Origin of the sequence: Bradyrhizobium sp. (genome assembly GCF_035484855.1) — a bacterium.
Lineage (GTDB): Bacteria > Pseudomonadota > Alphaproteobacteria > Rhizobiales > Xanthobacteraceae > Bradyrhizobium.
This window is the reverse complement of the sequence record NZ_DATHOP010000255.1, coordinates 1-14,722: the sequence shown is the minus strand read 5'-3', so window position 1 is coordinate 14,722 and position 14,722 is coordinate 1. Positions and strand designations below refer to the sequence as shown.

The window sequence follows — 14,722 nt, the reverse complement described above, 5'->3', positions numbered from 1 at the left end:
GCTGTTGACGATCTCTGTGCGGGCGGCGGGCGAGGCGAGGAATTTGATCAGCGCCTTGCCGGCGTCGGGCTCTTTCGACACGCTGGCGATGCCGGCCGAGAACACCGTGATCTTCTGCAGCGGATCGGGCAGGGCACCGATGATGTCGATGCCGGCGACCGGCTTGAGTTCACTGATCTGCTGGAAGCCGAGCTCGGCCTCGCCCTTGGCGACGATCTCGCCGACCGGCGTTGCCGGGATCATGCGGGCCTTGCCCTTCATCTGGTCCTCGATGCCGAGTTTCTTGAACATCTCGTTCTGAATGTAGACGCCGCTGGCGCTGTCGGAATAGGCGACCGATTTCGCCGCCAGCAGCGCGCGCTTGACCGCGTCGGCCGAGGAGATGTCCGGCCTCAGTGCGCCGGCCTTCACCGCGACGCCGATCGGCGATTTCGTCAGGTCGACGCGGCTGTCGGCGACCACCTTGCCCTTGCTGACGAGGTCGCCGAGCGCATAGCCGACCATGATCAGCACGTCGGCGGCCTCGCCGCGCTCCAGCCGCATCGGAATCGCATTGACGGTGGTGCCCATCGAGGGCCCGAACGCGGTCAGCACCTTGTTGCCGGTGGCTTTCTCGAATTCCGGCACCAGCGCCTGATAGGCCGCCGTCAGCCCGCCCGAGATCATCACCCGGACCTCGGCGGCGCCGGCCGGGCCGGCCAGCAACAACACGCCTGCAAGGCCGAGCGCGAGGCTGCGAAATTTCGCGGATATCGATTTCATGTTGATTCCTCCCGGGGACGATTCTGCAGCGGTCGTCCTTGATTGGATGCTAGCCCGCAAATGGAGGTTAGCCTAGGCCCACCCCGCGACGCTTTTCGTCATGGGCGGGCTTGTCCCGGCCATCCACGCCTTTCGGCATCTCTGCTCTGTTGCATGTGAACCGCAGGCAATCTAAAATCCCGCCACGGGGAATTGCAGACTCCCGATCAGACGGTCTCCGTCCAAGCTCTGTGCAACGCTCGAAGTTCGAGGAGATTGCGCATGGACGGCCGAACGCTTCCTTCAATACGACCCAAACCCGGCAAGATTGCCTTGCTCTGGCGCGGCGATCGCCAGGCGCGTCGCGAGGCGACGGCGCAGAACAATCGGTACAACAGGATTTTCGAGGAACTGGCCGCGCTCGACATCGAGGCGGAGCCCGCGATCTATGCCGAAGAGATGGCGGATGAAGTGCGGGCGCAGCTGCTCGGTTGCGACGGCGTGCTGGTCTGGGTCGATCCGCTTTCCGACGGCAAGAACCGGTTGAAGCTCGATGCGCTGTTGCGCGAGGTCGCATCAACGGGCGTATGGGTGAGCGCCCACCCCGACACGATCCTGAAAATGGGCGTGAAGGAAGTCCTTCACCGCACCAGGGATCTCGGCTGGGGCACGGACACCCATTTGTATCGTTCCGCCGAGGCTTTTCGCGAAGAGTTTCCACCGCGGCTTGAAACTGCGGGTCCGCGCGTGCTCAAGCAGAACCGCGGCAATGGCGGGCAGGGCGTCTGGAAGGTCGAACTGTCATCCGACGCGACCGTTCGGGTTTTGCATGCCCGCCGCGGCAGCGTGCCGGAGACCATGCCACTCCACGATTTCATGCAGCAGTGCGAACCCTATTTCCTAAACGACGGATGCATCGTCGATCAGCCGTTCCAGCGGCGGCTGCCCGACGGCATGATCCGCTGCTACATGGGCGCCGACAAGGTCGTAGGTTTCGGACACCAGTTCATCAAGGCCCTGATCCCGCCGCCGCCGGAAGGCCCGGACTCGCCGGCTGCGCAGCCCGGCCCACGGATCATGCATCCGGCATCGGCGCCGCAGTTCCAGGCGCTCAGGACGAAAATGGAAACCGAGTGGACGCCGCAGATGATGCAGCTGTTGGAAATCGACGCAGACTCGCTGCCGATCATCTGGGATGCCGACTTTCTCTATGGGCCGCGCGACAACTCGGGCCACGACAGCTACGTGCTCTGCGAGATCAATGTCAGCTCGGTGTTCGCGATTCCGGATCAGGCGCCCGCCGAGATCGCGCGCCTCGCCATGGCCCGGCTGCAATCGAAAAAAGCGCGACCCGCGGTCTGACCTGCTCCGTCGGGCAAATCGCCGACGTCCCGGCGTCCTTGTCCGCCCGGCCTTGTTGCGCGATGGATTGCTTCGCCTGCGCTCGCAATGACGACAGGATGGATGTGCTGCCCTCACGAATTCACGTGCACGAAATCTCGCAGCAGCGGATAGATCTCGTTGTTCCAGCGCCTCCCCGAGAACACGCCGTAATGGCCGACGCCGGCCTGCATGTGGTGCACCTTGCGATAGGCGCGCACGCCGGTGCAGAGGTCTTGCGCGGCGAGCGTTTGCCCGATCGAGCAGATGTCGTCCTTTTCGCCCTCGACCGTCATCAGGCCCATGCGCTTGATCGAGGCCGGGTGCACCGGACGGCCGCGGTGGGTCAGCTTGCCCAGCGGCAACAGATGCTCCTGAAACACGTCGCGGATGGTTTCGATATAAAATTCCGCCGGCAGGTCCATCACGGCGAAATATTCGTCATAGAAGCTCTTGATGGTCTCGGCCTTCTCCTTCTCGCCCTTGGCCAGGTGCTGGGCGAGATCGATATGCTGCTTGATGTGGCGCTCAAGGTTCATCGACACGAAGGCGGTGAGCTGCACGAAGCCGGGATAGACCTGCCTGAACGCGCCCTTGCATTGAAAGGGTACGTAGTTGATCAAATTCTCCTCGAACCATTTCAGCGGCTTGCTCTTGGCGAAGTCGTTGACCTTGGTCGGCTGGATGCGGGTGTCGATCGGGCCGGCCATCAAGATCAGGCTCGCCGGCCGCGCCGGGTGATTGTCTTCCGACATGATCGCCGCCGCCGCCAGCGCCGACACCGACGGCTGGCAGATCGCCACCATGTGCGAACGCGGACCCATCCGGTCTAGGAAGGTGATGAGGTGCTCGGTATATTCGTCGAGGCCGAATTTGCCCGCGCCGAGCGGAATGTCGCGCGGGTTATGCCAGTCGGTGATATAAACGTCGTGATCCTGCAGCAGCGTCTTCGCGGTGCCGCGCAACAGCGTTGCGAAATGGCCGGACATCGGCGCCACCAGCAGCATGCGCGGCTGCTCGGGGGAATTTTCCTTCTTGAAATGCAGCAGCGAACCGAACGGGGTTGCAAAGGTGACTTCCTCGGTCACCGCAAGCTCCTGATTGCCGACCATCACCTTGTCGATGCCGTAAGCCGGGCGCGTATAGGTCAGCGAGGTCCGCGAGATAAGCTCGAGCGCTGCTGCGAGCCGCCCGAACACTTTGTCGGAGACGCCCTGGGGCACGAGGTTGAGATATCTGAGCGCATTTGCGGCCCCCGACCGCCATGGCTCCGTCAGGTCCATGTGGTTCTGATAGGCCTGATACATCATGGACATCATTCCGATCCGCCCCTGCCCCTGTTGCCATGCAATATCGAAGCCAGCGTGGAGTCAAATGGCCTCGTAAACTGGCACGTCGCTTGCTGCTCAAGGCGCGAGAAGCATGGATAATGGGCACGTCTTTGCGGTACGCTTCGGCAAAGGGGTGGCCCCGGGTGGGCGTTCCGGCGTCAAGGGATAAGGCCATATGGCAAAAGCGACACTGACCATCTCCAGCAAGAATTACTCGTCGTGGTCGCTGCGCGGCTGGCTGCTGACCAGGTTTTCCGGCCTCGAATTCGACGAGGTCGTCACCGCGCCCGACGATGCCTCGGCGCGGGCCGAAATCCTGCTGCTGTCGTCATCGATCCTGGTGCCGTGCCTGCGGCACGACGGCGTCACCGTATGGGATACGCTGGCGATCGCGGACTATCTCAACGAGGTGAGACCCGATGCCGGCCTGTTGCCGGCGGACCGCATCTTGCGGGCGCATTGCCGTTCGATCTGCGGCGAAATCCATTCCGGCTTCACCACGCTGCGGGCCTCGCTGCCGGTCAACCTGAAGGGCCATTTTCCCAACTTCAAGATCTGGTCGCGCGCGCAGGCCGATATCGACCGGGTCTGCGCGATCTGGCGCGAGTGCCTGGCCCAATCGGGCGGTCCGTTCCTGTATGGCGAGCGCACCATGGCGGACGCCATGTATGCCCCAGTCGTGACCCGCTTCATGACCTACGACGTCAAGCTGGAGCCGCGGCTGAAAGCCTATGCCGACATGATCATGGCGATGCCGGAGATGGCCGAATGGATCGAGGCGGCCAAGGCCGAGCCCGCCGACATCGAGGAGCTCGAGGTCGAATATTAGGCAGGCCGATGCCTGTTTGGCGGGCCCGGGCGGCGGGCACGCGTTGCTCAACTTGCGGCCAACGCCGACTCGCTCATCGCGGCCGCGGCCCGCACTGCGACCACCGGTTCGAAATCGCGGATCGCAGATTCCGGCTTCCGTCCAAGAGCTTCGGCGCCTTTGCGAAAGCGGGCGCCGATCTCGCCGCGGTGCACGCGGCTGGCGTGATTTTCGCATAGCACAATAAAGCTGTGAAGGCGGCGAACCCGGCTGCCAAAAATTTGGACGCTTAGGCCCGGCGCGGTAATCAGATTGGAGGGTGTCATGAATGTGCATGCCGCGGTCGATCTCAAATGGCATGGCCTTACTCGCCCCAACGGCGATCCCATCCGCCTGAACAACAAGAATTTCGTGGCTATCGATCGCGATCGGGATGCTTCATACGAGGCGACTTATCGTCCGCAGGCACTCTATAACCGTGCCAACGAAGGCTTTCATGCGAACAACGAAACCTTCCTGCTCCACGAGGTCTCGACAAATCTGCCGATTTATCGCCCCGATACGGGCCCCACCGATTTCCATCTTCATCTTCCACCGGGCGGTTACCAGCTCGTGCTGGTCACGTCCGGCATGTTCACGTTCGATTACGATGGCCGATTTTACGCCGTCGGTCCCGGTGCGGTGATGCTGCAGAGCGCGATCGTTCATCGCCAGCTCTTTTACACCTGGTCGGGGCTGTCCACTGAAGAGAATCTAAAGACGCCGCAGACAGTGGTGCCAGATCCGAATTCCATGGGCTATTCCGGCAAATTTCTTGAGGCTTTCATTACCGATCCTACCACCTTTCCCAACCCGACGGTGGTGGGTCCGGATCACATCGACGAAGCGGAAACGCCACGTGTGGCCTGGAGCCACCCTCTGCATGATCGCCCATCCGATGCCTGTTTTTGGCTTCAGGATCCGTTGGAGCTGGAAGCGCTCTACAAGCCGCTGGCGGCCGGTGCGCCCATCAAATCCGCCGGGCCTGTTTATGTGCGCGATATCGGAATCGAGGTTCCGAGCGGTCATCTCACAACTGGACACATCATAGCAACCGACCCGCGTGGCCGGTCGCTCTTGCCGAAGAGCGCATCGGCAACAGCGGATACTGCCTTTCTCGAGAAAGGCGAGGTTGTTGTCTATCGCGTCATTCGCGGCACAGCCGAATTCAAGAATAGCGTGGGGGAGAGTTTTGAACTTGCGACCGGCGATACGGTTACGGCGGGCAGGAACGCGATAAGTCTCTCAGGGGTAGGCGAAAATTCCCAAATCCTCCGGCTAGGCTTGCTGAAAGGCATGGACAATCTTCGCAGTTGGACGCCGACGCAGCGTGACGAAATTGATGGCCTGGCTGGTCAAATCATTACGCGGAAGGACATTCGTCCGCTGCGTACCGAGGGAAAGCCGGTCGGCTATTTGTACGAGTAAGGCCTTCGAAAAAGATGCTGCCGGCGACGCCTTGGAAGTCGTGGAGAAGTAGTGGAAATGTCGTCAGCGGAAGAATTAACCTTTGTGCTCGGCCGCTGGCTGTGGTCGGTCGCGATCGCGCTGGATATGGTGCGGCGGATCGGAGGGAGGCCGACATCTAGCCGTGAACATCGCAGTACGGCGCCCGGCGGCTGATTCGGGCGCGGTTCGTTCCATCAGCGTTCCGGACCTTAAGAATGCGCTCAATCGCCGTCGCGTTTTGGCACATCGGGCGGCAGCTGAGCTGCGATTCACCGGCGCTGCAGCCGCCAGCCGACGACGGTGGCCTCGACGGCGCCGCCGGATTCATTGTTGCGCCACGTCCCGTCGACGAAGCGGCAGGCGAACGGCAATTGATAGGTGCCGCTGTGGTCCTCGCATAGCACCTGCACCGGCTGGTCCGGCGGCGGTTCTCCCTCGCCATCGAATTTCGCCAGCCGTCGTTCGCGCGTTGCCATGCCATGTTTCTCCCTCGGCCGGGTTCCCGGCAAAACCTCAACGCGCGATTGAGGTTTCCGTGTGATATCGTGGGCGTCCCGCCGCCCGCTCGCAACAATTTGACCGCGCCGAGCCATTCAGTTGAGGATTCCGCAAGTGAGGATTTCGATGATCCGCCGCATCGCCCTCGTCGCGTCGCTGGCGCCTCTGGTGCAGGTCGTGGTGCCCGCGCGCGCGCAGGATGTTCCCGGCATCGAAATCTGCACCGTCGAAAAGACCATGGAGCGGCGCACCAGTTGCCTGCAGAGCAATGTCGAGTTCCTGCAGAAGACCATCACCAAACTCTCCGCCGACCATCAGCAGAAACTCGAAGCCGCCAATCGGCAGATCGAGGGATTGAAGGCGGCCGTCGTCTCCCTGCAGAAGGTCGTCGACGATCTGCAGGCGGCCGCGAAGAAGGCGGCCGAGGATCAGAAGAAGAAAGCGGAAGCCCCGCCGGCCAAGGATGCGCCGGCGGCGAAAGAGGGCGGCAAATAGAAATGCATCGGTCGGCGACCGGGTTGCTTCTATTGGGTCCCGATCTCGCCGCCGATCGCGGGTCCGAACAGCTCGCCGTGTTCGCCGTTGAACCGCGACATCTGCATCTGCTCGACCGGGAAAAAGTCGGTCGGGCTGGTGTTGATCCTGATGCCCGGCAGCAACAGTGGGAGTTCGAAATTCCTGAGGTTGGCCGCCTGCCGCATGACATTCTCGCGGGTCAGTTCGTCGCCGCACTGCTTGAGTACCTGAACCATGGTCTGCGCCGTCAGATAGCCATAGACGCTGAATGTGCTGGTCTTGTCGCCTTCCGGAAAATACTTGTCCATGAAGGCGGCCCATTCCTTGATCGCCGGATCATCCTTCCAGGCCGGGTCGGTAGGGTCCTTGAGGTAGTTGGTGGACAGAACACCCTTCGAGTTCTCCAGTCCGGCCGGCTTCAGCACCGAGCCCACGGAATTCGAAACGCTGGCCAGGAACAGAGTGGGTTTCCACTCGATCTCGGCCGCTTTCCTGATCGCCTGCGCTGCAAACTTCGGCGAGGCTTCATCGAAGAAGATGTCGGCGCCGAGCGTCTTCAGCGTAACGACTTGCCGGTCGACGGTCGGATCGGTCGGATCGTAGGGGATTTCGCCGACGATCATGCGCTTGGTCGCCTCGGGACCGAGGCCGTCCTTGAGGCCCTTGAGATAATCGCGGCCGGAATCGTCGTTCTGATAGAGGATGCCGATCTTGCCCTGCGGCAGGTTCTCCAGAATGTATTTGGCATAGATCCGTCCCTCGGTCTGGTAGGTCGGCTGCCAGCCCATGGTCCAGGGAAAGTTCTTGGGATCGCCGAACTTGGTGGCGCCGGTGGCGACGAAGAGTTGCGGTACCTTGCGGTCATTCAGGTATTTCTGAATGGCGTTGTTGGTCGGCGTACCCAGGCTCTGGAAGATCAGCAGCACCTCGTCGCTTTCCACGAGCTTGCGCGCCTGCTCCACGGTCTTCGCCGGGCTGAAGGCGTCATCGTAGGAGATGAAGTTGATCTTTCGCCCGTTGATGCCGCCCTCGTCGTTGAGCCTCTTGAAGAAGGCGGCCTCGACGCGGCCGATCAGCGCGTAGGCGGACAGCGGTCCGCTGTAGGGCATGATGTTGCCGATCTTGATCTCGGTATCGGTGACGCCGGGGTCGTATTTCTTCTGCGCCGCGGCCGGCGCGATTGCCACTGAAAGGCCGAGGACGACGGATGCGAGTAGTACGCCGCGTATCTGCGTCATATCGACCTCCCTTGGAACTCAGCTCTTCTCGCCCGACATCACCGGCCCGAACAGCTCCCAGCTCTCGCCCTTGAAGCGCATCATCTGCAACTGCTCGAGCGGGGCGAAATCGGTCGGGCTGGTCTTGATTTTGGTACCCGGCAGATAGACGCCGATCTCGAAGTTCAGGTTGGCGACCTGCTTCATGATGTTTTCACGGGTGAGGTCGTCGCCGCACTGGCGCAGCACCTGTTCCAGACCCTTGGCCACGCCGTAGCCGAAGGTGGTGGCGGCATCCTCCTGGTCGCCCTCGGGATACCACTTGGTCATGAAAGCGCGCCATTCATTCATGGCGGGATCGTCCTTCCATTGCGGATCCTTGGGATCCTTCAGATAGGCGGCGCTAAGGATGCCCTGGTCGTTCTCATAGCCGGCCGGTTTCAACACGCTGCCGACCGAGGCCGAGACGTTGGTGAGGAAATGCACCGGGTGCCAGGCCAGTTCGCCGATCTTCTTGATCGCTTGCGCTGCGAATTTCGGCGTCGAGACATTGAGGAAGATGTCGGGATTGGCGCCGTTGATCTGCACCACTTGCGAATCCACCGTCGGCGAGCTGGTTTCATAGGAGGCCTCGATCACGATCAGCTTGCCCGCCTGGTCGCCGAGACCTTCGCGCAAGCCGATCACATAGTCCTTTCCGAAATCGTCGTTCTGGTAGAGGATCCCGATGGTCTTGCCGGGAAAATTCTTCAGGATGTAGGCGGCATAGATGCGCGCCTCGACCTGGTAGCTCGGCTGCCAGCCGATGGTCCACGGAAAATTCTTCGGATCGTTCCACTTGGCGGCGCCGCTCGAGACGAAAATCTGCGGCACCTTCTTGGCGTTCATGTATTTCTGGATCGCGCTGTTGCTCGGCGTGCCCAGCGGGTTGAAGATCAGCAGCACCTCATCGGCTTCGACCAGCTTGCGCGCCTGCTCCACCGCCTTCGGCGGGCTATAGCCGTCGTCATAGCTGATGAAGTTGATCTTGCGGCCGTTGATGCCGCCCTCGGCGTTGATCTTGTTGAAATAGGCTGCCTCCGTCTTGCCGATGGTGGCATAGGCCGACGCCGGCCCCGAATAGGGCATGATATTGCCGATCTTGATCTCGGTATCGGTGGCGCCGGGATCGTATTTCTTCTGCGCGTGGGCGGCGCCGGCGACGGCAACCGAAAGCAGTCCGGCAACCGCCAGCGATTTGGCATGGCTCAAGACATGGTGGTGCATCATCGTCCTCCCTGACCTGCTGGCCGATGGCTCATGCCGTCTTGATTGTGGGGCAGCTTGGAGTGAGCCGTCGGATCGAATGCCCGATCAGTATGCACGAATGGGTTGAGGTTGCCAGCGACGCCTTGGCTGGTATTTTCCGCAGGATGGAAGAAGCGGCCGCCTCCGGTTCCCGTCGGCGAAACCGAAAACCGGAGCAAGGACTGTCAAACGCGGCCGGCACAAGGCGATCATGATGGAGGCGCTTCCAATGAAGGCTCGTCATCCATGAATCCTGCCCAGAAGGCGATCTGGTTCATCGAAAGTCATCTCGCCGATGCCTTGACGCTTGACGATATCTCTGATGTCGCCGGCATCTCGCGCTTCCACATGGTGCGGGCGTTCGCCGCGGCGACGGGGCTTTCGGTGATGCGCTACGTGCGGGCCCGTCGCCTTTCCGAGGCGGCGCGTGCGCTCGCAAAAGGTGCGCCGGATATCCTCACCCTGGCGCTGGATGCGGATTACGGCTCTCACGAAGCATTCACCCGCGCGTTCCGCGACTATTTCGGCACCACGCCGGAAGCGGTCCGCAACTCGACGCGCCTCGATCACCTCAAACTTCAGGAGCCGATCCTCATGGATTCAACCCTCACGGACAATCTTCAGCCGCCGCGTTTTGCGACCAGCAGGCCGCTGCTCGTGGCCGGTCTCGGCGAGCGCGTCAGCCAGGAGAACAGCGCCGGCATTCCCGGCCAGTGGCGGCGTTTTCATCAATCGGTGGCGAACATTCCCGCACGGATCGGCAACGTCGCCTATGGCGTCTGCTGCAACGGCGACGATGCCGGAAATTTCGACTATATCGCAGGCGTCGAAGTCGCCGACTTCTCCGATCTGCCGCGCGAGTTCGCAAGGGTCCGGATTCCCGAGCAGCGCTACGCGGTCTTCACCCATCACGACCACATCTCGACCATCCGCCGCACCGTCAACACGATCTGGAACCACTGGCTGCCGGCGTCGGGCCTGAAGGCCGCGGATGCGCCCAATTTCGAGCGCTATGACGAGAAATTCGATCCGCTCACCGGCAATGGCGGACTGGAGATCTGGGTGCCGGTCAGGGAATAGGCTTAAATCCGCACCGGCGGTCGCGCGGGGCTGCCCTGCGCGGCCGAAAGGTCCGGTGATTGCTTGGCAAGCGATAGCGACTTTGCCATAACATGGCGCAACGAAATGGTTGCGCGTGCGGGATGATCTTGGAATTCCCCCAGCGCCCAGAAAAAACCGGGGGGATTCGATGCCCAATGTGCGCGTGCTGGCGACCGATCTGGAATTTCCGGAAGGGCCGGTGGTGATGCCGGACGGATCGGTGGTGCTGGTCGAAATCCGGGGACGGCGGCTGACGCGGGTTTGGCCGGATGGACGCAAGGAAGTGGTGGCACAGATTCCCGGCGGCCCGAACGGCGCGGCGCTGGGCCCCGACGGCAAGATGTATGTCTGCAACAATGGCGGCTTCACGTGGATTCCGACCCGCAACATGATCATGCCGGGGCCGCAGCCCGACGACTATCTCGGCGGCTCGATCCAGCGCGTCGATCTCGCATCCGGCAAGGTCGAGACCGTGGTCAACAAATGCGGCGAGCATTCCCTGCGGGGACCGAACGATCTCGTGTTCGACAAGCATGGCGGGCTCTGGTTCTCCGACCTCGGCAAGCGCCGCGCCCGCGATATGGATGTCGCCGGGTTCTACTACATCAAGCCCGGCATGAAGGAGATCGTCGAAGGCCACTTCGGCATGCTGCCGGCCAACGGCGTCGGACTGTCGCCGGACGAGAAGACCTTCTACGTCGCGGAGACACCGACGGCACGGCTGTGGGCTTACGATATTTCGGAGCCCGGCACCGTCAAACCGCGTGACGTGATCTATCGCGGCGAGCGCGGCAAGCCGATCGCGGGGTTAGGCGGCTACCAGATGTTCGATTCGCTTGCCGTGGAAGCCGGCGGCAACATCTGCGTCGCCACGCTGATCTCGGGCTGCATTTCGGTGATCGCGCCGGATGGCGCCCTCGTCGAGCAGGTGCCGACCGGCGACCGCGTCACCACCAATATCGCCTTCGGCGGGCCGGAGCTGAAGACCGCCTACATCACGCTGTCGGGCAAGGGCGAACTGATCGCGATGGACTGGCCGCGGTCCGGCCTGGCGCTGAATTTTCTGAACAAGTGATGAATAGAAACGAGAACTATCAACGTCATTGCGAGCGCAGCGAAGCAATCCATGGTGCAACACGCGCGAAAGCTGGATTGCTTCGTCGCAAGTGCTCCTCGCAATGACGATTTAAGTAGCGGAGCAAATAATGCCCTGGCTTGAACCGGTAACGCTGAACGGCCCCTATGCGCAGCTAAAACCCTTGTCGCACGATCATATCGGCGGGTTGACGGAAGCCGTGAAGGACGGCGAGCTGTGGAAGCTCTGGTACACCTTCATTCCCCGCGCCGAAGACATGGGCAAGGAGATCGACCGCCGCCTCGGCCTGCAGGCGGCGGGCGCGATGCTGCCGTTCACGGTGTTCGACGCCGACGGAAAAATCGCCGGCATGACCACCTATATGAACGTCGATACGCCGAACCGCCGCGTCGAGATCGGATCGACCTGGTACGCCAAGCGCGTGCAGCGCAGTGCAGTCAATACCCAGTGCAAATTGCTGCTGCTGACGCATGCCTTCGAAAGGCTCGACTGCATCGCGGTAGAGTTCCGTACTCATTTCTTCAACCACCCGAGCCGGCGCGGCATCGAGCGGCTGGGCGCAAAACTCGACGGCATCCTGCGCAGCCATCAGCTTGCCTCCAACGGCACGCTGCGCGACACCGTCGTGTACAGCATCATCGCCAGCGAATGGCCGACGGTGAAGGTGCATCTGAGTTATCAATTGAACGAGAAGGCGCGGTAGTGCACCGCCGGAGTTCGAGATGACGGAAACATTCGACTATGTGATCGTGGGCGCGGGCTCGGCCGGCTGCGTGCTCGCCAACCGGCTCAGCGAAGATGGTGTCACCAGCATCTGCGTGCTCGAAGCGGGGCCGCGCGACTGGCATCCCTACATCCATCTGCCGGCGGGTTTCATCAAGACCTTCCACATGAAGAGCATCAACTGGGCCTACCAGCAGGAGCCCGGTCCCTATACCGGCGGCCGCAGCATCTACGCGCCGCGCGGCAAGACGCTCGGCGGCTCCTCCTCGATCAACGGCCACATCTATAATCGCGGCCAGCGCCAGGATTTCGATACCTGGGCGCAGCTCGGCAATCGCGGCTGGGGCTATCCGGATGTGCTGCCCTATTTCAAACGGATGGAGCGGCGGATCGGCGAGGGCGAGGATGAATATCGCGGCCGCGACGGCAACCTGACCGTCACCACCATGGACTGGCAGGATCCGCTCTGCGAGGCCTTCATGGCGGGCGCGATGTCGCTCGGCATTCCCAGGAACCACGACTACAACGGCGCCATCCAGGAGGGCGTGTCCTACGCCCAGCGCACCATCAAGAATGGCCGGCGCGTCAGTGCCGCGACCGCCTTCCTGCGCCCGGCGATGCAGCGGAAGAACGTTGATGTCCGCACCCATGCGCATGCGACCGGCATCATCTTCGAGGGCAAGCGCGCGGTCGGCGTGCGTTACGTCAAGGGCGGCAAGGGCGGCGCGCCGATGGAAGTGCGCGCGGCTAAGGAAGTGATTCTGTCCGGCGGCACCTACAATTCGCCGCAACTGCTGCAATTGTCCGGCGTCGGCTCGCCGGATCTGCTGCGCTCGCTCGGCATCGAGGTGCGCCACGCGTTGCCGGGCGTCGGCGAGGGACTGCAGGATCACTACGCGCCGCGCTCGGTCGCGCGCGTCAAGAACATCAAGACCATCAACGAACGCCGGCGCGGCCTCAGCCTGGTCGGCGAAGCCATCAAATGGGCGACGACGCGGCGCGGCCTGCTGTCGCTGTCGCCGACCATGGTCTACTGCTTCTGGCACTCCGGCGAAACCACCGAAAGCTCGGACCTGCAACTGACTTTTACGCCGGCAAGCTACAAGGAAGGCGTGCAGGGCCAGCTCGAGGATAAGCCCGGCATGACGGTGGCCTCCTGGCAGCAGCGGCCCGAAAGCCGCGGCTATGTCCGCGCCCGCTCCGCCGATCCCTTTGCGCCGCCGATCATCCAGACCAATTATCTCGCCGCCGAGCTCGACCGCCGCGTCATCGTCGCCGGCATGAAGCTGGCGCGGCGGCTGCTCGCCTCGGCACCGCTTTCGCCCTATTACGCCTATGAGGATTACCCCGGGCCCGGCGTGCAGACCGACGACGAATTTTTGGCAGCTGCCACGCAGCGCGGCACCACGACGTTTCATCCCGGCTGCACCTGCCGGATGGGCCCGGCCGACGCCACATGGGCCGTGGTCGACGACCAGCTCCGCGTGCACGGGCTGCAAGGCCTGCGCGTGATCGATGCCTCGATCATGCCGCGGATGATCTCGGCCAATCTCAACGCGTCGACCCTGATGATCGCCGACAAGGCCTCGGATTTGATCCGCGGCCGTAGCGCGGCGGCGTAGCAGGATCATCAAGCCGTTTCCGCGAACGAGGACTGTTCATGCTCTATGAATTCGCCACCCTCTCATTCCACCCCAACGACACCCGCAAGGCTGTGGCCGGTGCGCAGGCCTATGTGACGGCGGCGGAAGCCAAGGGCCGGCTGCTCGGTTCTTGGACCACGGACATCGGCACGCTTGGCCGAATGTTCGTGCTGCGCGGATTTTCCGATGCCGCTGAACTCGCGGCCGAGCGCAGGCGGGCGCTGTTTGCCGCCGACCCGTTCGGGGCCGCGGAGGTGTTGACTGGCCTCGAGATGGACAGCTATGCGCCATTTCCGTTTCTGCCGCCGGTGGTGCCGGGAAATTACGGCAAGATCTACGAATTCCGGACCTATCGGCTCAAGCCCAATGGCCTGCCGCCGACGATCGCGGCGTGGGAAGAAGCGATGCCCGCCCGCTCAAAACTTTCGACGCTTCTGATCAACATGTACGCGCTGGATGGCGCCCCGCGCATCACCCACATCTGGCCCTATGCCAGCCTCGATGCCCGCGCGGCGATCCGCACCGACGCCGTTGCGAAGGGAATCTGGCCGCCGAAGAACGGACCGGAGCAGCTCGTTACGGCAACCTCGATGATCGGCGTGCCGACCGAGGCCTCGCCATTGGCGTGAGACGCCTGTTGCCCCTCTCACACTTCCCGCCGGCTGAGGAAGGCCAGCCGCTCGAACAGATGCACGTCCTGCTCGTTCTTCAACAGCGCGCCGTGGCGACCCATCGATGTCTGCTTTCGGAGGGATAGTGTTGCAAAAGTCGTTTTGCCGAAGGTATCAAAAATTCTGAGGGTCGTAGGCGCGGTTTTCGTGTAGAGATTTGAGGGACCTCATCGCCTCACGCAAAACTCATGGGCGACTTCGGTAGCGCGACTGAGGTTATCC

General features: G+C 62.3%; 15 protein-coding genes. 10 read left to right on the top strand and 5 right to left on the bottom strand.

Annotated elements, in window-relative coordinates; all coding sequences use genetic code 11:
- On the bottom strand, window positions 1-762 hold a 762-nt coding region (locus tag VK804_RS29270; protein WP_325376742.1), incomplete at its 3' end, for a substrate-binding domain-containing protein.
- Between the two features lie 261 nt (window positions 763-1,023).
- Here VK804_RS29270 and VK804_RS29265 point away from each other — a divergent pair.
- On the top strand, window positions 1,024-2,103 hold the full coding sequence (locus tag VK804_RS29265) for a Cj0069 family protein (protein ID WP_325376740.1): 1,080 nt from the start codon (window positions 1,024-1,026) through the stop codon (window positions 2,101-2,103).
- A 113-nt stretch (window positions 2,104-2,216) separates the two neighbouring features.
- On the opposite strand, the gene VK804_RS29260 is transcribed toward VK804_RS29265, so the two are convergent.
- On the bottom strand, window positions 2,217-3,440 hold the full coding sequence (locus tag VK804_RS29260; RefSeq protein WP_325376738.1) for a polyhydroxyalkanoate depolymerase: 1,224 nt from the start codon (window positions 3,438-3,440) through the stop codon (window positions 2,217-2,219).
- 187 nt (window positions 3,441-3,627) lie between these two features.
- Between VK804_RS29260 and VK804_RS29255 the strand changes: the two genes are divergently transcribed.
- From VK804_RS29255 to VK804_RS29245, 3 genes are all read left to right on the top strand, one after another.
- Window positions 3,628-4,281: a glutathione S-transferase family protein gene (locus VK804_RS29255; RefSeq protein ID WP_325376736.1), complete on the top strand. Its 654-nt coding sequence runs from the start codon at window positions 3,628-3,630 to the stop codon at window positions 4,279-4,281.
- A 303-nt stretch (window positions 4,282-4,584) separates the two neighbouring features.
- Window positions 4,585-5,727, top strand: a complete 1,143-nt coding sequence (locus VK804_RS29250; RefSeq protein WP_325376734.1) for a hypothetical protein — start codon at window positions 4,585-4,587, stop codon at window positions 5,725-5,727.
- Window positions 5,728-5,784: 57 nt separating this feature from the next.
- Window positions 5,785-5,922, top strand: coding sequence for a hypothetical protein (locus tag VK804_RS29245; protein ID WP_325376729.1), 138 nt, complete (start codon window positions 5,785-5,787; stop codon window positions 5,920-5,922).
- 95 nt (window positions 5,923-6,017) lie between these two features.
- Here the strand turns inward: VK804_RS29245 and VK804_RS29240 are convergent, their stop codons facing one another.
- A complete protein-coding gene (locus tag VK804_RS29240) occupies window positions 6,018-6,224 on the bottom strand; it encodes a hypothetical protein (protein ID WP_325376727.1) in 207 nt (68 codons plus the stop codon).
- A 148-nt stretch (window positions 6,225-6,372) separates the two neighbouring features.
- Between VK804_RS29240 and VK804_RS29235 the strand changes: the two genes are divergently transcribed.
- Complete coding sequence (locus tag VK804_RS29235; protein WP_325376744.1) at window positions 6,373-6,741, top strand: hypothetical protein; 369 nt, start codon at window positions 6,373-6,375, stop codon at window positions 6,739-6,741.
- A 29-nt stretch (window positions 6,742-6,770) separates the two neighbouring features.
- Here VK804_RS29235 and VK804_RS29230 read toward each other — a convergent pair whose 3' ends face one another.
- Together VK804_RS29230 and VK804_RS29225 are read right to left on the bottom strand one after the other, a co-directional pair.
- Window positions 6,771-8,000 carry an ABC transporter substrate-binding protein gene (locus VK804_RS29230; RefSeq protein ID WP_325376725.1) on the bottom strand — a complete coding sequence of 410 codons (1,230 nt, stop codon included), beginning with the start codon at window positions 7,998-8,000 and terminating at the stop codon, window positions 6,771-6,773.
- Window positions 8,001-8,018: 18 nt separating this feature from the next.
- A complete protein-coding gene (locus VK804_RS29225; protein ID WP_414642862.1) occupies window positions 8,019-9,245 on the bottom strand; it encodes an ABC transporter substrate-binding protein in 1,227 nt (408 codons plus the stop codon).
- Window positions 9,246-9,512: 267 nt separating this feature from the next.
- Here VK804_RS29225 and VK804_RS29220 point away from each other — a divergent pair, with 267 nt between their 5' ends.
- From VK804_RS29220 to VK804_RS29200, 5 genes are all read left to right on the top strand, one after another.
- Window positions 9,513-10,346, top strand: a complete 834-nt coding sequence (locus VK804_RS29220) for an AraC family transcriptional regulator (RefSeq protein ID WP_325376721.1) — start codon at window positions 9,513-9,515, stop codon at window positions 10,344-10,346.
- A gap of 169 nt (window positions 10,347-10,515) precedes the next feature.
- Window positions 10,516-11,442, top strand: coding sequence for an SMP-30/gluconolactonase/LRE family protein (locus VK804_RS29215; protein ID WP_325376719.1), 927 nt, complete (start codon window positions 10,516-10,518; stop codon window positions 11,440-11,442).
- Between the two features lie 130 nt (window positions 11,443-11,572).
- The gene (locus tag VK804_RS29210) at window positions 11,573-12,166 is read left to right on the top strand and encodes a GNAT family protein (protein WP_325376717.1); all 594 of its coding nucleotides are present in this window, start codon (window positions 11,573-11,575) and stop codon (window positions 12,164-12,166) included.
- Between the two features lie 19 nt (window positions 12,167-12,185).
- Window positions 12,186-13,808, top strand: a complete 1,623-nt coding sequence (locus VK804_RS29205) for a GMC family oxidoreductase (RefSeq protein WP_325376716.1) — start codon at window positions 12,186-12,188, stop codon at window positions 13,806-13,808.
- 38 nt (window positions 13,809-13,846) lie between these two features.
- Complete coding sequence (locus tag VK804_RS29200) at window positions 13,847-14,458, top strand: NIPSNAP family protein (protein WP_325376714.1); 612 nt, start codon at window positions 13,847-13,849, stop codon at window positions 14,456-14,458.
- The last annotated feature ends 264 nt before the right edge of the window (window positions 14,459-14,722 follow it).